Annotated in this window: 21 protein-coding genes; 6 read left to right on the forward strand and 15 right to left on the reverse strand. The window is 70.7% G+C overall.

What is annotated here, in order from left to right; all coding sequences use genetic code 11:
- The first annotated feature begins 13 nt into the window (after positions 1–13).
- Together AB0F44_RS10665 and AB0F44_RS10670 are read left to right on the forward strand one after the other, a co-directional pair.
- Positions 14–964, forward strand: coding sequence for a metallophosphoesterase (locus tag AB0F44_RS10665; protein ID WP_357355172.1), 951 nt, complete (start codon positions 14–16; stop codon positions 962–964).
- A gap of 96 nt (positions 965–1060) precedes the next feature.
- Positions 1061–2308, forward strand: a complete 1248-nt coding sequence (locus tag AB0F44_RS10670) for a serine hydrolase domain-containing protein (RefSeq protein ID WP_357355174.1) — start codon at positions 1061–1063, stop codon at positions 2306–2308.
- A gap of 9 nt (positions 2309–2317) precedes the next feature.
- Here the strand turns inward: AB0F44_RS10670 and AB0F44_RS10675 are convergent, their stop codons facing one another.
- From AB0F44_RS10675 to AB0F44_RS10690, 4 genes are all read right to left on the reverse strand, one after another.
- Positions 2318–3454 carry a nucleotidyl transferase AbiEii/AbiGii toxin family protein gene (locus AB0F44_RS10675; RefSeq protein ID WP_357355176.1) on the reverse strand — a complete coding sequence of 379 codons (1137 nt, stop codon included), beginning with the start codon at positions 3452–3454 and terminating at the stop codon, positions 2318–2320.
- Positions 3451–4122 carry a type IV toxin-antitoxin system AbiEi family antitoxin domain-containing protein gene (locus tag AB0F44_RS10680; RefSeq protein ID WP_357355178.1) on the reverse strand — a complete coding sequence of 224 codons (672 nt, stop codon included), beginning with the start codon at positions 4120–4122 and terminating at the stop codon, positions 3451–3453. Before AB0F44_RS10680 ends, AB0F44_RS10675 begins: the two co-directional genes overlap by 4 nt.
- Before the next feature lie 105 nt (positions 4123–4227).
- Positions 4228–4863, reverse strand: a complete 636-nt coding sequence (locus AB0F44_RS10685; RefSeq protein WP_357355180.1) for a response regulator transcription factor — start codon at positions 4861–4863, stop codon at positions 4228–4230.
- Positions 4856–6094 carry a sensor histidine kinase gene (locus AB0F44_RS10690; RefSeq protein WP_357355182.1) on the reverse strand — a complete coding sequence of 413 codons (1239 nt, stop codon included), beginning with the start codon at positions 6092–6094 and terminating at the stop codon, positions 4856–4858. Before AB0F44_RS10690 ends, AB0F44_RS10685 begins: the two co-directional genes overlap by 8 nt.
- Before the next feature lie 175 nt (positions 6095–6269).
- On the opposite strand from AB0F44_RS10690, the gene AB0F44_RS10695 reads away from it, so the two are divergent.
- Together AB0F44_RS10695 and AB0F44_RS10700 are read left to right on the forward strand one after the other, a co-directional pair.
- On the forward strand, positions 6270–7265 hold the full coding sequence (locus AB0F44_RS10695) for a gluconolaconase (RefSeq protein WP_357355184.1): 996 nt from the start codon (positions 6270–6272) through the stop codon (positions 7263–7265).
- Entirely contained in the window at positions 7262–8545 is a 1284-nt protein-coding gene (locus AB0F44_RS10700; RefSeq protein WP_357355186.1) for an ankyrin repeat domain-containing protein, read from the forward strand. Before AB0F44_RS10695 ends, AB0F44_RS10700 begins: the two co-directional genes overlap by 4 nt.
- Before the next feature lie 73 nt (positions 8546–8618).
- On the opposite strand, the gene AB0F44_RS10705 is transcribed toward AB0F44_RS10700, so the two are convergent.
- Positions 8619–9413, reverse strand: coding sequence for a MerR family transcriptional regulator (locus AB0F44_RS10705; protein ID WP_357355188.1), 795 nt, complete (start codon positions 9411–9413; stop codon positions 8619–8621).
- A 78-nt stretch (positions 9414–9491) separates the two neighbouring features.
- On the opposite strand from AB0F44_RS10705, the gene AB0F44_RS10710 reads away from it, so the two are divergent.
- Both AB0F44_RS10710 and AB0F44_RS10715 read left to right on the forward strand, forming a co-directional pair.
- On the forward strand, positions 9492–9854 hold the full coding sequence (locus tag AB0F44_RS10710) for a nuclear transport factor 2 family protein (protein WP_357355190.1): 363 nt from the start codon (positions 9492–9494) through the stop codon (positions 9852–9854).
- 36 nt (positions 9855–9890) lie between these two features.
- Positions 9891–10676 carry an SDR family oxidoreductase gene (locus AB0F44_RS10715; protein ID WP_357355192.1) on the forward strand — a complete coding sequence of 262 codons (786 nt, stop codon included), beginning with the start codon at positions 9891–9893 and terminating at the stop codon, positions 10674–10676.
- Positions 10677–10687: 11 nt separating this feature from the next.
- On the opposite strand, the gene AB0F44_RS10720 is transcribed toward AB0F44_RS10715, so the two are convergent.
- The 10 genes from AB0F44_RS10720 to AB0F44_RS10765 form a co-directional block, all read right to left on the reverse strand.
- On the reverse strand, positions 10688–11932 hold the full coding sequence (locus AB0F44_RS10720) for a class I SAM-dependent methyltransferase (protein ID WP_357355194.1): 1245 nt from the start codon (positions 11930–11932) through the stop codon (positions 10688–10690).
- Positions 11929–13914 (reverse strand): FAD-dependent oxidoreductase, encoded by a 1986-nt coding sequence (locus tag AB0F44_RS10725; RefSeq protein WP_357355196.1) that lies wholly within the window; start codon positions 13912–13914, stop codon positions 11929–11931. The genes AB0F44_RS10720 and AB0F44_RS10725 overlap by 4 nt, the downstream gene beginning before the upstream one ends.
- 87 nt (positions 13915–14001) lie before the next feature.
- Positions 14002–14736, reverse strand: coding sequence for an SDR family oxidoreductase (locus tag AB0F44_RS10730; RefSeq protein WP_357355198.1), 735 nt, complete (start codon positions 14734–14736; stop codon positions 14002–14004).
- Positions 14736–15569 carry a bifunctional allantoicase/(S)-ureidoglycine aminohydrolase gene (locus AB0F44_RS10735; protein WP_357355200.1) on the reverse strand — a complete coding sequence of 278 codons (834 nt, stop codon included), beginning with the start codon at positions 15567–15569 and terminating at the stop codon, positions 14736–14738. Before AB0F44_RS10735 ends, AB0F44_RS10730 begins: the two co-directional genes overlap by 1 nt.
- Positions 15566–16915 carry an allantoinase AllB gene (gene allB / locus AB0F44_RS10740; protein WP_357355202.1) on the reverse strand — a complete coding sequence of 450 codons (1350 nt, stop codon included), beginning with the start codon at positions 16913–16915 and terminating at the stop codon, positions 15566–15568. The genes AB0F44_RS10735 and allB overlap by 4 nt, the downstream gene beginning before the upstream one ends.
- Positions 16912–17784, reverse strand: coding sequence for a fumarylacetoacetate hydrolase family protein (locus AB0F44_RS10745; protein WP_357355204.1), 873 nt, complete (start codon positions 17782–17784; stop codon positions 16912–16914). Before AB0F44_RS10745 ends, allB begins: the two co-directional genes overlap by 4 nt.
- A gap of 142 nt (positions 17785–17926) precedes the next feature.
- Positions 17927–19057 carry a glycerate kinase gene (locus tag AB0F44_RS10750; RefSeq protein WP_357355206.1) on the reverse strand — a complete coding sequence of 377 codons (1131 nt, stop codon included), beginning with the start codon at positions 19055–19057 and terminating at the stop codon, positions 17927–17929.
- Positions 19058–19064: 7 nt separating this feature from the next.
- Positions 19065–20840 (reverse strand): glyoxylate carboligase, encoded by a 1776-nt coding sequence (gcl, locus tag AB0F44_RS10755; protein WP_357355208.1) that lies wholly within the window; start codon positions 20838–20840, stop codon positions 19065–19067.
- Position 20841: 1 nt separating this feature from the next.
- On the reverse strand, positions 20842–21735 hold the full coding sequence (locus AB0F44_RS10760; protein ID WP_357355210.1) for a 2-hydroxy-3-oxopropionate reductase: 894 nt from the start codon (positions 21733–21735) through the stop codon (positions 20842–20844).
- A gap of 22 nt (positions 21736–21757) precedes the next feature.
- The gene (locus tag AB0F44_RS10765) at positions 21758–22579 is read right to left on the reverse strand and encodes a TIM barrel protein (protein ID WP_357355212.1); all 822 of its coding nucleotides are present in this window, start codon (positions 22577–22579) and stop codon (positions 21758–21760) included.
- Positions 22580–22730 lie beyond the last annotated feature (151 nt).

Here is a 22730-nt window from a genome sequence, read left to right on the forward strand (position 1 = left end):
TAGTGTGGGGAGCGTGCAGTTCGGCCAGTATCCCTCTCCACGTCATACGATCGCCCACCTCTCCGACCCTCACCTCTACGCAGGGGACCGGCGGATTTTCGGCAAGGTCGACCCGACGCCCGGGTTCGAGCGTGCGCTGGACCGGCTGCGCGGGATGACGATCCCGCCGCAGGCGATCGTCTTCACCGGCGACCTCGCCGACCTGGGTGAGCGCGACGCCTACGTACGTCTCCGGAAGCAGGTCGAGCCGGTCGCCGCGGACCTCGGCGCCGAGATCATCTGGGTGATGGGCAACCACGACGAACGCGAGGTCTACTCCGAGGTGCTCTTCGGCGAGGCCTCGGACGCGCCGCAGGACCGGGTCTACGACGTCGACGGGCTCCGGATCATCGCCCTGGACACGACCGTTCCGGGCTGGCACCACGGTGACATCACCGAGCCCCAGCTGGACTGGCTGGCCGAGGTGCTGGCCGAGCCGGCGCCGCACGGCACCCTGCTCACGATGCATCACCCGCCGGTCCCGCTCCCCCTCAACGAGGCCAGCGTGATCATCGAGCTCGACGGCCAGGACCGGCTCGCTTCGGTGCTGGCGGGGACGGACGTACGCGCTGTTCTCGCAGGTCATCTGCACTACTCGACCAGCACCACGTTCGCCGGGATCCCGGTCTCGGTCGCCTCGGCGAGCTGCTACACCGCGGCGCCGGCGACCCTCGACCGCTACTCCGCCTCGGTCGACGGCCACCAGGCGATCTCGCTCGTCCACCTCTACGACGAGGGCGTCGGCGGCGTCCCCGGCGCCCCCGTCGTCCACACCACCGTGCCGATCGGCGAGGCCCCAGAGGTCGCCGGCTTCCCCGCCGCGGTCCTCGAGAAGCTCGGCCCGATGACCCCGGCCGAGCGCCGCGACCTCTTCTCGCGCAAGGGCAAGGCCGCCCGCGCCCTGCGGCGTCAGCTTCGAGACTGACGAAGGACGACCTCGATCTCCGACTCGAGGCTGATGCGGGCGTACGTCCGGGCCCGGAACGATGGCTGCGAAACGTCAACGACGACAGGAGCAGCCATGTCTCGGACCCTCGTCCGCACGGGCACCGCAGCGATCGCCGCGGTGCTCCTCCCCCTGACGGCCGTGCCGGCCGCGTACGCCGAGCCTGATCCCGGACCCGCAGCGGTCGCGCCGGACCCGACCGCACTGACCCGGGAGGCGACCGCGATCGCCGAGCGGGCCGCCAGCGAGCGGCAGGGGCTCAGGGCCCGGTCAGCGAATCCCACCGCCGCCGACCTCGACCGTGCCGTCGACGCGTTCATCGCCGATGGTGCCGTGGGCGTGACCGCCCGGGTCGAGACGCCCGGCCTGGAGTGGTCGGGGGCGGGTGGCGTACGAGAGGTCGGGAAGAAGAAGCAGGTCAGGCCCGGCGACCGGTTCCACATCGCCAGCAACACCAAGACCCTGATCGCGACCCTGGTGATGCAGGAGGTCGAACGCGGCGGCTGGACCCTGGACACGCCCGCCAACGACCTGCTCCCGGGCACCTTCCCCGACGGCGTCACGATCAAGCACCTGCTCAACCACACCTCCGGCGCCCCACGCGGGCCCGAGGAGATCCTCTTCGACCGCGTCGAGGACCCGACCTCGTGGGACCAGCTGATCGACGCACTCGGGCAGTACTACTCCGAGGCCGAGCACCTCGCCTTCATGCGCGGCGCCGGCTGGCTCTTCGAGCCCGGCACCGACTTCTCCTACTCCAACTACGGCTACGTCGCGCTCGGGGTCATGCTCGAGAAGGAGACCGGGGAGCGGATCGAGGATCTCGTACGCGACCGGGTGCTCAAACCGGCAGGCATGCGTCAGAGCGCCTACCCGACCGATGCCCGCAACCGCGGCCCGTTCCTCGAGGACGCCGGCCACTACGAGGGCACCTGGCGGCCGATGACCGACCTGCACCCGAGCATCTTCCACGCCGCCGGGGCCGCGACGAGCACCACCGAGGACCTCGCCGACCTCAACGAGTCGCTCCTCACCGGGCAGCTGCTCAGCCCGGCCTCGGTCGAGAAGATGCTGCCTCCGATCGCGGGCAGCGCCGACCCGGACTACGGGTTCGGGATCTACCGGGTCGCCGACCCGTGCAACCCCGGCGAGTACCTCTACGGCCACGACGGCGCCCACATGGGCGCACAGTCGATCAGCTGGGGCTCACCGGACGGCACCCGCCAGATCACGCTCGGCTGGACCGGCCGCAACTGGGACAGCACCGACCCGCTCTACGACCTCGGTCTTCTGCTCGAACCCATGCTGCTGGCGACCTGCTGACAGCCGCGGTCAAGGTCGCAGGGTGCGACGCTCGTTGGGCCGTACGCGGGCGGTGTCGCGTGCTGCTCGCCAGTGCTCACGCACCGGCCACCCGCCGCGGGTGCGGTGGCGCTCGTAGACGTCTCCTCCGGCCGCGACGTCGTCGGCGACCTCGGCGCTGATCGCCTCGACGTCGTCGGGGGCGGTCCAGCCGGCGCCGGGCACCCACACGGCCGCCGCATCTGCGGTGGTGCCGGTGAGTGCGGGGTCGACGAGCTGGGCGGCGTACGCCTCGGCCGCGGCCGCGGTGATGTCTTGTGCCCCGGGCACTCCTCGAGCCTCTTTGGGGTACGCCGTGGCCCACTCGTCAGGCACCTGGAGGTGCTCGAACGGAGGGATCTTTCCCAGGGTCCTCTTGGTCGCGATCGCTGCTCGCAGCTCCTCGAGGTCGACTCGTTGCGTACGGGCCAGTACCACGAGGTCGACCAGATCCTTGACGCGGCTGGAGGCCCCGGTGGGGTAGTTAGTGTCCATCGTCGCGCACACCTTGTCGGCGATCTGGTCGGCGACCGGATAGAGCCGGTAGGGGTGGGTGACCAACCTTCGGCGCAGATGCAGGCGGTTCGCAGGCTCGACGACCTCGGGCCTGCCGACCGGGGCGGGGCCCACGACCAGATCCACCTTCACCTGGTCGATCTCGCGCTCGCCACCGACCGCGCCGCCGGTGTCGATGCAGGAGAAGACGTAGCGCCGGGTGAGCACGGCGGGCTGGTTCTCCCCCAGCCCGGTCGGCGTGCTGCTGAGCAGCCGGAAGGTGAGATGGTCGCCGAGATCTACGTCGACGGCACGGGCCAGTGCCGCCTCGGCCTCGGCCAGGTCGCCGGCGCGTTCGGCGGCGAGGTCCACGTCCTTGGTCGTGCGTGCCTGTGGGACTCGGGCGAGCATGCTCATCCCGCCCTTGAGCATCCACTGTGAAGCCCCGCCGTCAGCGAAGACCCGGGAGAGGAACCGGTCGAACCGAGCTTGCCGGATCTGGGCGTCAACGGTCGCTGCTCGTACGTTCGACCCGGCTTCTCGGGAGGCTTTCTTGGCGGCCTCCTTCATCGCAAGCTCGATCGAGCGCCAGTCGCGGTAGCCCTCGGAGCTGTCAGGCGTCTCGCTGTTCATGCCGCCCACCCTTCGGGAGCGATGCCGGCGAGCTTGAACAGGTCGTCGGCCACGGAGCGGCCGTCACCGTTGCCGATGTCGCGCCGCATCTGCGCCCGGGCGATGGGCTCGAGGTAGGCCGCCAGGCGGTCGGGGGCGAGGAGTCGGCCGGCGAGCACGGCGTCGCGTACGACACCGGCAACCAGAGAGAGGTCGGCCCACTGCTCGACCAGGTCGGCGATGGTCCGCTCCACCGACAGGACCGGGAGTCCGTTGGCTGAGCCGACCTCCTCGCGGGTCAGTCGTCGGATGCGCAGGCGTACGCCGGGCAGCCGCGTTCCCTTGCGCGTCGGGACCATGAAGTCGAAGCCGTCGAGGAAGAAGTCGCCCAGGTCGTGGGCGATGGCCGCGGTGATCCCGGCGGCGACCAGGGAAGGGGTCCCGGACTGGGTCTTCAGCATCGTCGCTCCGCCGAGAGCGAGCCAGGTTGCGTAGATCGCTTCGTGGTTCTGATGCGGTGCACCGGCCATGCGGTAGACGCCCTGGGCGACCCGCTCCATCGCTCCGGAGGCAGCCATGCGGGCCAGTTGCTGTCGCGAGACTCCGACGGCGGCGGCCTGGGCGGTGGTGACCATGCCCCATCGCTGCTCGGCGATGGCACCCAGTCGACCTAGCGTCGAGTCGATCACGCAACAATCGTATCATCGGTGATGACAAATGTTGTATGTCGCCTCAGGGACCGTGCAGCATTTGTTCGGGGGACGATGACAAATGATGCCATCCTGTTCTAGCCGTCAGGGTCGCAGGATGCGACGCTCGATGGCCGTGGCGACGGCGCCGGCGCGGGTGTCGACGCCGAGCTTGGTGTAGATGTGGGAGAGATGTGACTTGACCGTCGCCTCGCTGACCAGGAGCTCGCGAGCCATCTCCTTGTTGCCCAGACCCCGGGCGAGCAGCCGCAGGATCTCGACCTCGCGCGGGCTCACCTTCGGCGCCGGGGAGGCGGCCCGCTGCAGCAGCCGGGTCGCGACCGACGGGGCCAGCACGGTCTCGCCTCGTGCGGTGCCGCGGATGGCCCGGAACAGCTCGTCGGGCGGCGCGTCCTTCAACAGGTATCCCGCCGCGCCGGCGTCGACGGCCTCGAGGACGTCGGCCTCAGTGTCATAGGTCGTCAGGACGAGCACGTGCGGCGGTGACGGCAGCTCGCGGACCAGCCGGGTGGTCTCCGCGCCGCCGGGTCCGTCGCCGAGGCTGAGGTCCATCAGCACGACGTCCGGCCGGGTCTCGCCGACGACCGCGACGGCCTGAGCCGAGTCGGCCGCCTCGCCGACCACGTCCAGGTCGTCCTGGGCGTCGACCAGGGCGCGTACGCCTGCCCGGACGACCGGATGGTCGTCCACCAGCACCACCCGGATGCGTTGCTCAGCCACGACGTTCCTCCCCCTGAGATGCTGCCTGTCCGGCCGCGAACGAGGCCGCGACCACTGTGCCCTCGCCCGGGGCGCTCTCGATGACCAAGTCTCCACCCAGCAGACGGGCGCGAGCCCGCATTCCGGCCAGGCCGTGTCCGCGCAGCCCGTCCGTCTCCTTGAGCTGGGCCGGCTCGAACCCGGCTCCGTCGTCGCGTACGTCCAGGGCGACCCCGCCCTCGTGGAAGGTGAGCGAGACGACCGCCGTGGTCGCGCCGGCGTGCTCGACGACGTTGGCGAGGGCGCCCCGCAGGGTGCGTACGACGGCCGTCGCCACCCGCCCGCCGACCTCGTGCGGGTCGCCGTGGACGTGGACCGGGACGCTGAGCCCGGTGGTGGCGGCGACGTCGTCGGCGACCTGGCGTACGGCGGTGGCCAGCGCCGACCCGCCGGTCAGCTCGGTGGGCGCGAGGTCGCGTACGACCCGGCGGGCCTCGTCGAGCGAGGAGCGGGCCATGGTGGCCGCCTGGTCGACGTGGCCGCGGGCGTCGGCCGGGCGCGACTCCCACTCCTGGTCGGCCGCCTGGAGCAGCAGGTTGATGCTGGTCAGGCCCTGGGCGACGCTGTCGTGGATCTCCCGGCTCAGCCGTGCGCGCTCGGCCACGACACCGGCTCGGCGCTCGGCGTCGGCGACCTCGTCCTGGGCCGCCTCGAGCTCGTTGAGGAGTGCCCGACGGGTGACCGCGTCGCGCTCGAGAGCGCGGTAGGTGGTCACCGCGAGCACGGCGACGCAGACCGGGCCGAGCAGCACGGTCGGGTCGGCCAGGCCGGTCATCCGGCTCCAGGCGACAGCGACGACCGCGACGAGGAACACCGTGACGGCCACGGCCCAGCGGAACGGCAGCACCCGCAGCGCCAGGAAGACCAACGGCACCGCCGCCCACGAGAAAGACGGCGCGATCAGGGCGAGCACCGTCCAGCAGGCGACCACCGCGGCCAGCCAGACGACCGCGGCCGTGCCGGCGAGGCGGCGGCCCGCGGCGTACGCGATCAGGAGGACGGCGGCGCCGGGCAGGACCACCTCGGCCTGGTCGCCGAGGCCGTGTCCCTGCAGATAGCGCGCGACCGAAGCGATGACGAGCACCACCAGTGAGATGTGGAGCCAGCGGTCGAGCAGCGTCTGGCCGGCCAGGATCCCACCGGCGCTGGCTGCTGGAGCTGGCCCTGGAGCTGGCGCGGCTTCGGTCGTCATGGTCGTCCCAGGCTAGGCCGATCGCGGGGCCCTGGCATCATCCGATCGGCTATCCGGGGTGTCGCCGAACGGCTATCCAGACGTCGCCGGTCACCCGATGTCCCGACCCCTCTCCGACGGCGATGGTTGATGCATCAGCTCGACCAATAGCACCGAACACCGGAGGAGCACCACCATGCGTACGTCCCGAATCGCCGCCCTCGCCGGCCTGGCCGGCATCGCCGCCTCGGCCACCCTGTCCTTCACCGCCCTCGGCATGGGCACCGCGGCCAACGCCGCCGAGGGCCACGGCCGCCCGGCGAGCTACCTGCTCGAGGGCGACCCGTCCGCGCAGGATGGCTCGAAGTTCGAGGGCATCGGCGTGGACCAGGAGGCTGGGAAGTTCTACGTCAGCGAGGTCACCGGCGGCGAGATCCAGCGCGGCTCCGCCGACCGTGCCCAGGCCGAGGAGTGGCTGGCCGGCGACGGCACCGACGGCCGCTACACCGCTCGCGGCATCACCGTCGACGATGAGGGCCGCATCTACATCGCCGGTGGCCCGAACGGCACCGGCAACGACCGCCCCGACCTGTGGGTCTACAGCCCCGAGGGCGAGCTGCTCGCCGCCCTCCGCGTCCCCGACAACAACGCCTTCCTCAACGATGTCGCGATCGGGCCGGACGGGGCTGCGTACTTCACCAACTCCAACGACCCGACGATCATCCGCGTCGCCGAGGGTGACGACGGCTGGCAGGCCACCGAGTGGGCCGACGGCAGCTCGCTGATCACCACGGTCGAGGGCTTCAACCTCGGCGGCATCGTGCTGAGCCAGGACCGCTCCGCCTTCGTGGTCGCCCAGGGCACCACCGGGCAGCTGTGGCGCTTCTCCGTCGCCACCGGCGAGGTCAGCGAGATCGACACCGAGGGCGCGAACCTGCGCAACGCCGACGGCCTGATCGCGCAGGGCCGCGACCTCGCCGTGATCCGCAACTTCGACAAGCAGCTCGTGCACCTCGAGCTGAACCCGTCGGCGACCTCCGCGCAGCTCGTCTCGTCGCGCGCCACCGACCCGGACCGCGTCTTCACGACCGGCAAGCTGCTCGACGGCAGGCTGCTGCTGGTCGACAGCCACTTCGACGAGCAGACCGCGCAGGGGCCGTACGAGATCGTCACCGCCAGGATGCCGCGATGACCACCACTCCGCTGCGGCGGTCGGTGGCGGCCTCCGTCACGGCGTCCGCGGTGCTGGCCGTGCTTCTGGCAGGCTGCGCCGCGGCGCCGGAGGAGGCGGCCCAGCCGTCCCGGTCCGCATCTGAATCGTCCGCGTCCTCCGCCGGCACCGAGCCGGCGCGGGACGCCCCTGACCCCGAGGAGCGACAGCGCATGAACGAGGAGCTGATCAAGGCCGCCTGGGACAACGACGTGGCCCGTGCCCGTCAGCTGGTCCAGGCCGGGGCGGACGTCAACTACGAGGACGACACCCAGCAGAGCGCCTACCTGATCGCCGCGAGCGAGGGCTACGTCGATCTGCTCGACCTGACCCTCCGCAACGGCGCGAAGGTCAACGCCAAGGACTCTTACAACGGCACCGCGCTGATCCGTGCCGCCGAGCGCGGGCACGCCGACATCGTGGGGCGTCTGGTGCAGGCCGGGATCGACCTCGACCACGTCAACAACCTGGGCTGGACCGCCCTGCACGAGGCGGTCGTCCTGGGTGACGACGGCCCGGACGCGGCCGACACCGTACGGGTGCTCGTCGCGGCCGGCGTGGACATCTCGATCGAGGCGGGCCGGGACGGGAAGACCGCGCTGGAGCACGCCGAGGAGCGCGGTTTCGACGCGATCGTCTCGACGTTGCGTACGGCTTCGGCCGAGGTCGCCGACGGTGACCGGCAGCTCCTGCGGGCGGCGTCGTCGGGTGACACGGACTCGGCCGCGGCGGCGCTCCGTGGCGGCGCCGACCTGGAGACCAGAGATGCCAACCGGCGTACGCCGCTGCTGCTAGCGGTCACCGACGACCACCTCGAGACGGCCCGTCTGCTCGTGTACCTGGGTGCCGACCCGGACGCCCTCGACGGCCAGCACGACACCCCCTGGCTGGTCACCGGCGTCACCGGGAGCGTCCCGATGGCCGAGCTGCTGCTCAGCGTCGACCCGGACCTGACCGTACGCAACCGCTACGGCGGCCTGTCGATCATCCCCGCCAGCGAGCGCGGCCACGCTGACTACGTGGAGCGCGTCGCTCGCACCGAGATCGACATCGACCACGTCAACGACCTCGGCTGGACCGCCCTCCTCGAGGCCGTGATCCTGGGCGAGGGCTCCGACCGCTGGCAGCGGGTCGTACGCAGCCTGCTCGAGAACGGTGCCGACCCGCGCATCGCCGACCGCGACGGCGTGACCCCGCTCGAGCATGCCCGTAGCCGCGGGTTCACCGAGATCGCCCGGATCCTCGAGCAGCACGGCGGCTGATCAGCCGCCGCCTCAGAGCCCGAGGCCCTGACCGGTTCCCCCGCCGGTCGGGGCCTCGTTCGTCCCGTTCGTCTCAGGTGACACGAAAGACCGGCCACCCGATCTCGGTGCGCCACGCAGCGGGATCGCTTGTGTCACGAGGGCCGACAACGTAGGCCTCCCGCACCGGACCGGCCACCGACATCGCGTTCTCAACGACCCAGGTTCCGAGCTCGCCGTACGTCACCTCGATGCCGTCGTGCTCGCCGACGTGGGTGGTGACGGCCAGCTCCGCGGCAGGAAGGGTCGCGGGGTGCACGCGCCCGGTGCGAGGTGGCGCAGCGGTCGGCAGGTAGACGAGCGCGTGACCGCGCTCCTGCTCGAAGAGGGCGTTGTCGTAGCTGCCGCCCGGCGGTCCGGTCACGGCGGTGCCGACGGCCGCCTCCAGCTCGGCCATCGCGCCTGCGTACCAGGTCTCGACGTCGCGATGACCGACGACGGCCTCCACCGCGGCGACCGTCCGGGCGGGCTCGGCACGCAGCTCGACGTCGATCGGCGCGGGGTCAGGCTGGAGCAGGCGGCGCAGCGACACGACCGCGGCGCGGGTGCGGTCGAGCTCGTCCTCGAGGCGTTGCAGATGGTCCGCCACCAGGGCGGCCCGGACACCGGGGTCGGGGGTCCGCAGGATCCGTTGCACATCGCTCAGGGGGACGTCGAGCTCGCGGAGTCGGTGGATGACCTGCGCGGTCGGAATCTGGTCGACGCCGTAGTAGCGGTAACCGGTGATCTCGTCCACCACAGCGGGATCCAGCAGGGCCGCCTCGTGATAGCGACGCAGGGTCCGCACGCTCAAGTGGGTCAACCGCGAGAACTCCCCGATGGTCAGCACCCCCTCATTGTGAACGCTCCCCCTGGGGGAGAGTCCACCGCTTGACCCTCCCACGCCGAGAGGCCAGATGGTGGGCTCATGACACAGCACACCGATCTTCCGTCCGACCTGCTCCCGACCACCGTGCGCGAGTTCCTCGCCGCCCACGTCGCCCGCGACGCCGACACCGCCTCGTCGTTCCTCGTCGAGGATGCGGTGGTCGTCGACCAGAACGAGACCTTCCGCGGCCGAGAGGAAGCCCACGCGTTCCTGCGGGACGCCGGGTCCGAGTTCGAGTACGTGACCGAGCAGATCGGCGCTCGCCGCGTCGATGACGCTCACTGGGTGGTCACCGTGCGGCTCGAGGGCACCTTCCCAGGTGGCGTCGCCGAGCTCGACTACCGGTTCACGCTTCGGGATGGCCTCGTCGCTGAGCTCGTCATCGCCAACCACCCAGCCTGACCGAACCCGCACCACCTCGACCTTCAAAGGAGAGAAATGTCCATCTCAGATCGCGATCGTCTCGATGGTCGCCGGGCGTTGGTCACGGGCGGCTCGAAGGGCTCGGGCAAGGCCGTCGTGGAGAGACTGCGAGAGATGGGTGCCGACGTGTACGTGACGGCGCGCACCATGCCCGACGGGTACGAGCACCCTGACCGGTTCATCGAAGCAGACATCCTGACGGCAGAAGGCACCGACACCGTGGCCGCTCGTATCGCGGAGTTCGGCGCACTCGACATCCTGGTGCACGTCGTCGGAGGGGCGTCGACGCCGTCCGGTGGATTCGCGGTCATCACCGATGACCAGTGGCTCACCGAGCTGAACCTCAACTTCCTTGGAGCAGTACGGCTGGATCGAGCCCTTCTCCCGGCGATGATCGGGGCTGGGTCGGGCGTGGTGCTGCACTTCACCTCGATCCAGCGTGAGCTGCCCCTGTACGACGCGTCCTTGGCTTATGCGGCAGCGAAGGCCGCGCTGCGCACGTACAGCAAGGGGCTTGCCAACGAGCTCGCACCGCGCGGCGTCCGGGTCAACGCGATCAGCCCCGGCGGGATCGAGACCGAAGCCTACGAGCGGTTCGTGGACCGGATCGCCGAGGGCAACGGACTCACCCGTGAAGCAGCCAAGCAGACGATCTACGACTCCCTCGGAGGAGTGCCCCTGGGACGGTTCGCGAACACCGAGGAGATCGCGGACCTGGTCGGGTTCCTCGTCTCGGACCGCGCCTCGGCGATCGTAGGCGCCGAGTACGTGATCGACGGCGGCACCGTCCCGACCGTCTGACCCAGGCACCGTCAGCGAGCAACCACCTCGTCCCGGGTGAACGTGAGCTGTTGGACGTCGATGTAGTCGGCGGCGAACCCGGCCCGGGAGTACTCCAGGTAGAAGTGCCACATCCGCAGGAAGGTCTCGTCGAACCCGAGCCCCCGAACCTCCTCGGCGTGATCACGCAGCGAGGCGTCCCACCGTCGCAGGGTCTCCGCGTAGTGGGCGCCGAACGAAAGTCGGCTCCGCAGGCGGAGCCGGGTGTGGGCCTCGGTGACGTCGGTGATCGCCTCGGTCGAGGGGAGCAGTCCGCCGGGGAAGATGTACTTGGTGATCCAGGTCTCGGTGCTCCGGGTGGCGATCATCCGGTCGTGCGGCATGGTGATCGCCTGGATCACCGCGGTGCCGCCCGGAGCCAGGACCTCGTCGATCTTCGCGAAGTAGACCGGCCAGAACCGTTCACCGACCGCCTCGATCATCTCGACCGAGACCACCGCGTCGTACGTCCCTTCCACGGCCCGGTAGTCGCGCAGCTCGACGTCCACCCGATGGTCCAGACCGGCCGCGCCGATCCGGCGCCGGGCCAGCGCGGCCTGCTCGACGGAGAGGGTCACCGAGGTGACCTGGGCGCCCCGAGCGGCGGCCCGCAGGGCGAGCTCTCCCCAGCCGGTGCCGATTTCGAGGAGTCGGGTGCCAGGTCCGACTCCCGCCTCGTCGAGGATCCGGTCGATCTTGCGGTGTTGGGCGAGCGCCAGGTCCTCGGTCGAGGGCAGCGAGGAGAAGAGGCCCGCCGAGTAGCTCATCGTCGGGTCCAGGAAGAGCGCGAAGAACTCGTTCGACAGGTCGTAGTGGTGCCCGATGTGCTCGCGCGCGTTCTCCGGCGTGTTCAGGTCCTTCGCACCGCGGCGCCGCTCGTAGACCCCACGCAGCCGTTGCGCCCACCCGGGCAGGAGACCGTCGAGATCCCGACACAGCACGGTCAGGGTCTCCCCCAGCTCCGGGGCGTCCCAGGCACCGGTCATGTACGCCTCACCGAAGCCGATCAACCCGTGCCGGCTGAGCCTGGCGTAGAACTCCTCGGGGCGGTGCAGCACGATGTCGGCCGGGCTGCCGTCCTGGCTCACGCTGATCCCGAGCCGTTTCGTAGCGGCCCGGAAGACGGTCGCGGCAGCAGCTGCGGTGCCTTGGGCCACAAGGCCGCTGGGTGCTTCCTGCAGCATCGGCCAGCGCTCACCCACCAGCGTCTGGGCGGCGGGGGCTTCGATGGTCTTCATCGGACTCCTTCTTGGTGATGCAGTGGCCTTCTCTGGACCGGTAGGCGTCGTAGCCACAGCGCTACGCCGTGGAGGCGGATCCAGACCGCGCCGAGAAGCGCGGCGGGAGCAGAACGGAGCGTTTCCCCGAACCGCCCTTCGACCCGGGAGCCGCGTACGGAGGCGTCGAAGACGGTCCCGTCCTCGGTGGTCAGCCGGACCGCGACCCGGAGTCGCCCATCGGGTGGCGGCACGGTCAGCTCGTAGTGGCCGTCGACGCCGTGGAACGGCGAGACGTACATCGCCTTCGCGACCTGTGCCCGATGTCGTTCGTCGGGCTGGACGAGGTAGGCGTGCCGGTCTCCGTAGGTGTTGTGCACCTCAACGACGGTGGCCAATGCCTCCCCGGAGGTGGCCGTGCACCAGTAGACGCTGATCGGGTTGAAGCTGAACCCGAAGGCCCTCGGCTGGGCCGCCATCAGCACCCGTGCATCGCCCAGGTCGATGTCGTGGAGCTTCAGGAACGCGGCGAGGTTCTCCCGGATCGAGAGCTCGGGGTCGCCCAGATGGTCACGTGCCTCGAAGCGGCCGAGGGGGCCGCGATCGGGCAGCCGGTCCAGGTCGACCACCTGCCAGTGGGAGCGGTGCACGAACCGGTTCGGCAGCGGTCCACGCCGGGTGTGGCTGATCGTGGTGCGATACACGCCTGTCGCGTCGCCGGGCCGCTCCAGCCCCAATCGCTCGGCCGCCCGGGCCCCGGAGCGGGCGCCGTCCTCGTGGAACCCCCAGCCACGCCAGGCGCCGGCGAAGACCAACGCGTCGGAGTCCAGCTCGTCGGCCCGCTGTTGGGCCGCCACCGATTCCGGGGTGTAGAGCGGGTGCTCGTACTCCATGGTGGCGATGACCTTCTCCGGATCGATCAGGTCGGCCCCACCGAGCGTGACCAGGTGACGTACGCCTCCGGGAGCCGGCAGCCGCATCAACCGGGTCAAGTCATAGGTCACCGTGACCTGCCCGCTGCCCGGGCGCTCCAGGTAGTTCCACGAGGCCCGGACGTGATCGCTCTCCGGCAGCAGGCTGGTGTCGGTGTGCAGCTGAGCCTGGTTGGCGGAGTACGGGAACCCACCCAGGATCTCCCGCTGGGCCGCCGTCGGCTCGCCGAGCATCGCCAGCGACTGTCCGGGATGGGTCGCCAGCACGACCGCGTCGAAGAGCTCGGTGCGCCCGTTGCCGTCGGTGATCTCGACCCCCCTGCCGGTCTCGACCACGTTCACGACCTTCGTCGAGGTCAGCACCCGGCCGCCGCGGTCGCGGATCGCGGCGGCGACCCTCTCGACGTACGTCGCCGACCCGCCGGTGACTGTGCGCCAGCGCGGCGAGCCGAAGACCTGCAGCATCCCGTGGTGGCTGAGGAACTCGAAGAGGTAGCGAGCCGGGTAGCTCAGCGCCGTGGCCGGGTCGCAGGACCACACCGCGGCGACCAGCGGGGCCATGAAGTGGCGCCGGAAGTGCGGGGTGAACCCGTGCTCGTCCAGGAACGCCTCGAGGGTGCGATCGTCGGGCTCGTCGCTTGCGAGCAGTGCCCGGGCGGCCCGGTGGAACCGCGGGATCTCGGCGAGCATCCGCAGGTGCGCCGGGCGGAGCGCACGGCGGTCGGGCAGCACCCCGCGCAGCCCGCGCGCACCTGCGTACTCCACGTCGTCGCTCTCCGACCGCACCGACATCGACATCTCGGAGACCTGCGTCGGCACGTCGAGCTCGGCGAAGAGCCGGAGCAGGGTCGGATACGTACGCCGGTTGTGCACGATGAAGCCGGTGTCGATCGCCAGCTCGCTCCCGTCGGGCGCGGTGACGCGATGGGTGTCGGCATGGCCGCCCAACCGGTCATCGGCCTCGAAGAGCGTGACCGTGCTGGCGCCGGAGGCGACGTAGGCCGCGGTCAGGCCGGCCACCCCGCTGCCCACCACCGCAACCCGACGGCGTTCGTGGTCGGGACTGCTCATCGGGCTCCTCGATGTCGAAGTGGGCGATCAGCGCAGAGGCGCTGTCACCCGGTCTTCGGTCACCGGGGCGAATCGGATTGGTCCGCGTCAGCCGCGACCGGCGTACGGCATCCCGGTCGCGAGGATCGTCATCGCGGGCACGCTGACGCCGAGCGGGAGCTGGGCCATGGCGACGACCGCGTCGGCAACGTGCTGCGGGTCGAAGGTCGGCTCGGGGCGTACGGTGCCGTCGGCCTGGCGGGCGCCGACAGCGATGCCGGCGGTCATCTCGGTGGCCGCGTTGCCGATGTCGATCTGGCCGACGGCGATGTCGTGGGCGCGGCCGTCGAGGGCCAGGGCGCGGGTGAGGCCGGTGATCGCGTGCTTGGAAGTCGTGTAGGCGGCGCTGCCCGGTCGCGGGACGTGCGCGGAGATCGAGCCGTTGTTGATGATCCGTCCGCCCCGCGGGTCCTGTCGCTTCATCTGGGCGAAGGCCTCGCGGGCGCAGAGGAAGGAGCCGGTGACGTTGACGGCCAACGTCGCGGCGAACTCCTCGGGCGGGACCTCGTCGACCTCGCCGCTCGGACCGAAGGTGCCGGCGTTGTTGACCAGCAGGTCCACGCGGCCCCACATCCCGACGACGGCGGCGAACGTCGCTTCCACCTCAGGGGCAGAAGCGACGTCCGTGGGCAGCACGAGGGACCGCGCCATCACCGACGCGGTCTCCTCGAGCGAGCCCTGCGTACGTCCCAGCAGGGCGACCTGGAAGCCGGCGCCGTCCAGCGCCTGCGAGATCACCCTGCCCAGTCCGGAGCCTGCCCCGGTGACGACCGCGACGGGCATCAGGTGAACTGCCGGCTCAGCTGGGCGTGCCGGTTGACGTCCTTGTAGAGCAGGTAGCGGAACCGGTCGGGACCACCGGCGTAGCAGGCCTGCGGGCAGAAGGCGCGCAGCCACATGAAGTCGCCCTCCTGCACCTCGACCCAGTCCTTGTTGAGCAGGTAGACGGCCTTGCCCTCGAGGACGTACAGCCCGTGCTCCATCACGTGCGTCTCCGGGAACGGGATCGCGCCGCCCGGCTCGAAGCTGACGATGTTGACGTGCATGTCGTGGCGTACGTCATCGGGGTCGACGAAGCGCTGGGTCTTCCAGGCGCCGTTGGTGCCCGGCATCTCGCCGCCGGGCACGTCGACCTCGTTGGTGACGAACGGCTCCGGGACATCGATGCCCTCGACCCGCTGGTACGCCTTGCGGATCCAGTGGAAGCGGGCGACCTGGTCGCTCGTGTTGTGCAGCGTCCAGGTGGAGCCGGGCGGGAGGAAGGCGTACCCGCCTGGGGTGAGGCCGTGCTTCTCGCCCTCGACCGAGAGCGTCAGCGCACCCTCGACCACGAACAGGACACCCTCCGCGCCCGCGTCGAGCTCGGGCTTGTCGCTGCCGCCGCCGGGCGAGACCTCGACGATGTACTGAGAGAAGGTCTCGGCGAACCCCGAGAGCGGGCGCGCGATCACCCACAGTCGGGTGCCCTCCCAGAACGGGAGCTTGCTGGTGACGATGTCGCGCATGGTGCCACGGGGGAGCACGGCGTACGCCTCGGTGAAGACCGCCCGGTCGGTGGTCAGCTCACGCTGCGACGGGTGGCCGCCGGTCGGGGCGTAGTAGCGGGGTTCGCTCATGGTCGGGCTCCTTCTCGGGTGAGCAGCCGGCCCTGGGGCGCGGCCTCGATGTCGATCTTCTCGCCACGCACCCAGGTCTCGCGGACGACGCCCGCGAGCGATCGACCGTGGTAGGGCGTGACGGCGTTCTTGTGATGGAGCTTCGCGGCATCGACCACGTAGGAGTCGCCGGGGGCGAGGATGCAGAAGTCGGCGTCGTGGCCGACCTCGATCCGGCCCTTGCGCTCGAGACCGGCGTGACGAGCGGGTGCCTGGGACATCCAACGGGCGACGTCGGTGAGGGTGAAGCCGCGGCTCCTTGCCTCGGTCCAGACCGCCGACAGCCCGAGCTGGAGCGAGGAGATGCCGCCCCAGGCGACCCCGAAGTCCCCGGTGTCGAGGGCCTTCAGGTCGGGTGTCGAGGGCGAGTGGTCGGTGACGACCATGTCGATGACGCCTTCACGCAGGCCATTCCACAGCAGCTCGCGATTGGCCGCCTCTCGGATCGGCGGGCAGCACTTGTACTGCGTCGCGCCGTCGGGGATCTCCTCCGCGGCGAAGGTCAAGTAGTGGGGGCAGGTCTCCGCCGTGATCGGGACCCCGTCGCGACGGGCCGAGGCCAGCATCGCGAGCACGTCGGAGCTGGAGACGTGCAGGATGTGGACGCGGCAGCCGGTCCACCGGGCGAGCTCGATCACCTGGGCGATGGCGAGATTCTCCGCGCCGCGGGGTCGGCTGTGCAGGAAGCGTTCGTACGCCCCACCACCCGCCGCGGGCGCGTGCTCGATCGCGTGGGCGTCCTCGGCGTGCACGATCAGCAGACCGTCGAAGGAGCGGATCTCGCGCATCGCCTGCTCGAGCTCCTCGGCGTCGAGCGGCGGGAACTCGTCGACCCCCGAGTGCAGTAGGAAGCACTTGAAGCCGGAGACCCCGGCCTCGTGCAGCGTACGCAGCTCTGCGACGTTGCCCGGGATGGCTCCGCCCCAGAAACCGACGTCGACGAAGGCCTGGCTCGCGGCGGTCTTGCGCTTGAGATCGAGGGCCGGGAGGTCGCACGTGGGCGGGATGCTGTTGAGTGGCATGTCGACGATCGTGGTGACCCCGCCGGCGGCCGCGGCGCGGGTCGCCGAGGCGAAGCCCTCCCACTCCGTCCGGCCCGGGTCGTTGACGTGCACGTGGGCGTCGACGACGCCGGGCATCAGCACCTCGTCGTCGGCGAGCTCGACCACCCGGGCCGCGGTCAGGTCCTCCGCGGTCGGTGCTATCGCGACGATCTGGCCGTCGCGAACTCCGACAGCTCCGGCTCGCTCGCCCTCGGGGGTCACCATTCGCGCCGCCCGGATGACGACATCGAGATCTCGACTCACACCCTCACCTCCGCCTCATCGACTGCCACCACCCGCGTCCGCTGGCGCCCGAGGCCGGTCACCTCGGCCTCCACCACGTGCCCTTCCCGCAGGAAGGGCCGGGGCTCGGGCCGCAACGCTGCGACCCCGCCAGGTGTCCCGGTCAGCACCAGGTCGCCGGGCTCGAGTGTCATCAGCGTACTGAGGAAAGCGAGGAGCTCACCGACGCCGTAGGCCATCCGAGCCGTCGTCCCTCGCTGTCGCCGCTCGCCGTCGACCCACAGCTCAAGGCCGAGAGCCTGCGGGTCGCCCACGGCGTCGGGCGTGACCAGCCACGGGCCGATCGGCGTGAAGGTGTCGGCACACTTCCCCTTCGCCCACGTCGGCCCGGCCGCGATCCGCGCCCGCTCGCTGACGTCGTCGGCGGTGAGATAGCCGCCGACCGCGGCCAAGGCCTGCTGCGGGTCTCTGCACCGGGACAGCCGGCGCCCGATCACCACCCCCAGCTCGACCTCGTAGTCGGTCATCGTCGACCCCGGCGGCAGCTCGATCGCGTCGTGAGGCCCCACGACCGATGTCGAGGGCTTGAGGAAGACCACCGGCTCGTCCGGGATCGCGACGCCCGCCTCCTCCGCGTGGTCCTCGTAGTTGAGCCCGATCCCGACGACCTTGCCCGGCCGGGCCACCGGCGGTCCGATCCGGGTGCCGTCGGCGACGACGGGGAGACTGCCCGAGGCGATCAAGTCCTGGATCAACCTGAGCCGCACCGGGTCGCCTAGCAGGTCGCCGTCGATCGCCGGCACGACGGCCGATAGATCGCGCAGTACGTCCTGGTAATCCAGTGCCGCGGGGCGCTCCTGGCCCGGCGGCCCCACACTCAGCAGTCTCATGCCGCGGCCTCCTGGGATGCCGACCGAGTTACCTCGGTCTCGTTGCAGTCCCCTCGCGGAACTCCACGAAGGACGTGGACGCTCGCCGAGTTACCCTTCGACAGGCTCAGGACATCGCCTCGGTGAGCATTCCGCCGCTCGCTCATGCGTCCTCCTTGATGAGATGGTCGGCAGCGATCTGCTCGGCGATCTGCTCGAGCAGGGCGGCGCCCTCGGTCAGGCAGCGCTGCCGGTCGGGTTCGATGTCCGTCAAGGCGTACGCAGCGCCGATTCCGGCCGCATGCAGCCGGTCGCGGTCGAGATGGTTGACCCCACAGACCGCCACGACCGGGACACCGGCGCGTGCGGCCGCGGCGGCGACGCCGGCCGGTGCCTTGCCGTTGAGGGTCTGCTCGTCGAGCGCGCCCTCGCCGGTGACGACGAGGTGCGCGCCGTCCAGCCCGGCGGCGAAGTCGACCAGCTCGAGCACGAGCTCGATGCCCGATCGCAGCTCCGCGCCGAGCAGGGCGAGTGCGGCGAAGCCGACACCGCCGGCCGCTCCGGCACCGGGGTGGCCACGGAGATCGGTCCCGGTGAATGACGCCACCAGAGATGCCCAGCGGCTGAGCGCGGCGTCCAGCCGTCGGACCTGGTCCGCATCGGCGCCCTTCTGCGGGCCATAGACCGCGGCGGCGCCGGCGGGACCGGTGAGCGGGTTGTCGACGTCGCACGCGACGGTGACCGAGACCCCTTCGAGGCGCCGGCGCAGCTCGTCGACCTCGATCCGGGCGACCTCCTCGAGCCCGGCTCCACCCGGACCCACCGGGTCCCCGGCAACGGTGAACAGCCTGGTGCCAAGCCCGCAGAGCAGACCCGCTCCGCCGTCGGTGCTGGCGCTGCCGCCGATCCCGAGCACGATCCGGCGACAGCCCGCATCGATCGCGGCCGCCATCGCCTGCCCGGCGCCGAGGCTGGAGGCCCGCATCGGATCCGGCACACCCGGCAGCCGCGCCAACCCGGAAGCGTCGGCGAGCTCGACGACCGCGACTCCGTCGCGACGGGCGTACGCCGTCTCGACCGGCTCACCCGTCGGACCGGTCACGCGGACCGGCACGAGGACGAACCCGGCGGACTCGGCCGCCGCCAGGGTGCCGTCGCCACCGTCGGCGACCGGGATCGCGTCGACGACCACGCCGGGACTCCCCCGGCGGATCCCGGTACTCACCGCCGCCGCGACCTCGGCGGCGGTGAGCGATCTCTTGAACTTGTCGGAGGCGACCAGCACGCGGACCATGGGGTGATCAGTCCAGCGGGACGAGCGCGGTCGGGGCGTGCTCACCACGCTCGGCCAGCTCCTCGAACTCGACGACGCCGTCGATCTCGACGCCCATCGAGACGTTGGTGACGCGCTCGAGGATGACCTCGACCAGCACCGGCACGCGGTATTCGGCCATCAGGGCCTTGGCCTTCTCGAAGGCGGCACCGAGATCGGCAGGATCGGTCACCCGGATCGCCTTGCAGCCCAGGCCCTCGGCGACCTTGAGGTGGTCGACGCCGTAGCCGTCGAGCTCGGGGCTGTTGACGTTGTCGAAGGCGAGCTCCACGCAGTAGTCCATCTCGAACCCGCGCTGAGCCTGGCGGATCAGGCCGAGGTAGGAGTTGTTCACGACCACGTGGATGTAGGGGATGTTGAACTGCGCGCCGACCGCCAGCTCCTCGATCAGGAACTGGAAGTCGTAGTCGCCCGACAGCGCGACGACCTGGCCGTCGGGGACCGCGGTCGCGACTCCCAGGGCGGCCGGCAGGGTCCAGCCGAGCGGGCCGGCCTGGCCGGCGTTGATCCAGTGCCGCGGCTTGTAGACGTGCAGCAGCTGGGCCGCCTGGATCTGGGACAGACCGATCGTGGTGACGTAGCGGGTGCCGGACCCGAAGGCCCGGTTCATCTCCTCGTAGACCCGCTGCGGCTTGATCGGGACGTTGTCGAAGTGCGTCTTGCGCTGCAGGCTCCGCTTGCGCTCGGCGCACTCCTCTGCCCAGGCGGTGCGGTCTGCGACGCGGCCGTCCGCAGCCCACTCCTTCGCGACCTCGATGAGCACCTCGAGCGCCGCGCGGGCGTCGGAGACGATCGAGTAGTCAGCAGCGAAGACCCGGCCGATCTGGGTCGGCTCGATGTCGATGTGCACGAACGTACGTCCGTGGGTGTAGGTCTCGACCGAGCCGGTGTGGCGGTTGGCCCACCGATTACCGATACCGAGCACGAAGTCGCTGGCCAGCATGGTCGCGTTGCCGTAGCGGTGGGACGTCTGCAGCCCGACCATGCCCGCGTTGAGCCGGTGGTCGTCCGCGATGCTCCCCCAGCCCATCAGCGTGGGGACAACAGGGACCCCGGTGACCTCGGCGAGCTCGACGAGCAGGTCGGAGGCGTCGGCGTTGATGACGCCACCGCCCGCGACGATCAGCGGGCGCTCCGCGCCGAGCATCATCGCCAGGGCCTTCTCCGCCTGGGCACGGCTGGCCGCCGGCCTGGCGATCGGCAAGGGCTCGTACGTCTCGATGTCGAAGTCGATCTCGGCCTGCTGGACGTCGAGCGGCAGGTCGATCAGGACCGGGCCGGGACGTCCCTCGCGCATCAGCCGGAAGGCCTTCTGGAAGGTGCCCGGGACCTGGGCGGGCTCCATCACGGTGACCGCCATCTTGGTGAGCGATCCGGCGATGGAGGCGATGTCGACCGCTTGGAAGTCCTCCTTGTGGAGCTTCGCGACCGGGGCCTGCCCCGTGATGCAGAGGATCGGGATCGAGTCGGCGGAGGCCGAGTAGAGCCCGGTGATCATGTCGGTGCCGGCCGGGCCGGAGGTGCCGATGCAGACGCCGATGTTGCCGGCCTTCGCCCGGGTGTAGCCCTCGGCCATGTGCGAGGCTGCCTCGACGTGGCGGGCGAGCACGTGCTGGAGCCCGCCGTGCTTGCGCATCGCGCTGTAGAACGGGTTGATCGCGGCACCGGGGAGGCCGAACAGCTGGGTCGCACCCTCCTTCTCCAGGATCAGGACGGCGGCGTCGACCGCGCGCATGCGTGCCATGTCAGTTCCCTCCCTTGATGCCAGAGCCGCTGAAGCGCTCGACGCCACGCAGCAAGGCGGAGTGGTCCAGGCCGCCGTCGCCATTGGCCCGCGCGCTCGCCATCAGCTGGGCGACCAGCGAGCCGAGCGGGACCACGACGCCGGCCTCGCGGGCGGCGGCGGTGACGATCCCCATGTCCTTGTGGTGCAGGTCGATCCGGAAGCCGGGCTGGAAGGAACGGGTGAGCATGTTCTCCTTCTTCTGGTTGAGCACGCTCGACCCAGCGAGCCCGCCACCGAGCACCTCGAGGGCGGCCTTCGTGTCCACGCCGTACGCCTCGAGGAAGACGACCGCCTCCGAGAGCGCCTGGATGTTGGCGGCGACGATGAGCTGGTTGGCCGCCTTGACCGTCTGGCCGGCGCCGCTCGGGCCGACGTGGACGATGGTCTTGCCGACGGCGTCGAAGAGCGGCTTCGCGGTGGCGAAGTCGTCAGCCGCGCCGCCGACCATGATCGAGAGGGCCGCGTTCTTCGCGCCCGCCTCGCCACCGGAGACCGGGGCGTCGAGGATGCGGAAGCCACGCGCCGTGGCCTGCTCGGCGAGCGCTGCGCTCACGTCGGGGCGGATGCTGGAGAAGTCGATGATCAGCGCGCCGGCGGGGGCGGTCTCGAAGACGCCGCCCTCAGCGGCGAGGACCTCCTCGACGTGGGGTGAGTCCGGGACCATGACGCAGACGACGTCGGTGTCGCGGCAGGCATCGGCGGTCGAGGTGGCCGCGCGGCCGCCCGCTGCAGCCAGGGCTTGGGTGCGCTCGGGGCTGTGGTCGAAACCGGCGACGGTGTGACCGGCCTCGACGAGGTGGGCGGCCATCGGGCTGCCCATGATGCCGAGTCCGATGAAGGCGATGTTGGTCATGATGTTCCCTCCTACGGGGTGGTCAGTGGGTGGACGTGGCGGCGCTGCGGCGCTCTCGCGGCAGCCAGTCGAAGCTCTCGGCCGAGGTCGTGGCGGGCTTGTACTCCAACCCGACCCAGCCGGCGTACCCAGCCGCCTCGAGCGCGGCGAGCTGCCGCTCGAGGGGAAGCTCGCCGGTGCCGGGCTCGTTGCGGCCCGGGGCGTCGGCGATCTGGACGTGGGCGATACGAGCGGCGTACGCAGCGATCACCGCATCGACGTCGTCGCCGTTCACGGCGAGGTGGTAGAGGTCGGCGAGCAGGCCGATGTTGGCCTCCCCGGCGCGGTCGATCGCGGAGATCGCGTCGGCGGCGGTGAGCAGCGGATAGCGGTCGGCACCGCTGACCGGCTCGACCAGCACGGTGCCGCCGATGCGGGCGGCAGCGCGGGCGGCCAGCGCGAGGTTCTCGGCGCCGAGCTCGTCCTGCGCCTCGGCGGCGACGCCGTCGACGCGGTTGCCGTAGAGGGCGTTGAACGCCGTGCAGCCGAGCCGCCCACCGATGCCGATCGTGACCTCGATGTTGTCGCGGAACTCCGCCGAACGAGCCGGCCACGAGACCAGGCCGCGGTCGCCGCCCGGCATGTCGCCGGCGAAGAAGTTGAGGCCGACCAGGTGCACCCCGGCGTCCTGCACGGCGGCGACGAAGGCGTCCACGTCCTTGTCGGACGGCACCGCCTCGGCGAACGGCCACCAGAACTCCACCGCGTCGAAGCCGGCGGCCTTCACCGCCGCGGGGCGCTCGAGCAGCGGGAGCTCGGTGAACAGGATCGAGCAGTTCACCTCGTACCGGAGCTGGTGGTTCATCACACCGTTCCTTCCGTATTGCGGAATTTGATTTCTGACATTCGAAATATAAGGATGTGAGCGGAGTCACGTCAACCCCGAGCAGGACTCGGCCGCAAAGTGGTGAAGAAACGACAACGGGCCTCCCGCGTACATGTGCGGGCGTTGTACG

It is taken from the genome of Nocardioides sp. NPDC023903 (genome assembly GCF_040639295.1).
Taxonomy (GTDB): Bacteria; Actinomycetota; Actinomycetes; order Propionibacteriales; family Nocardioidaceae; genus Nocardioides.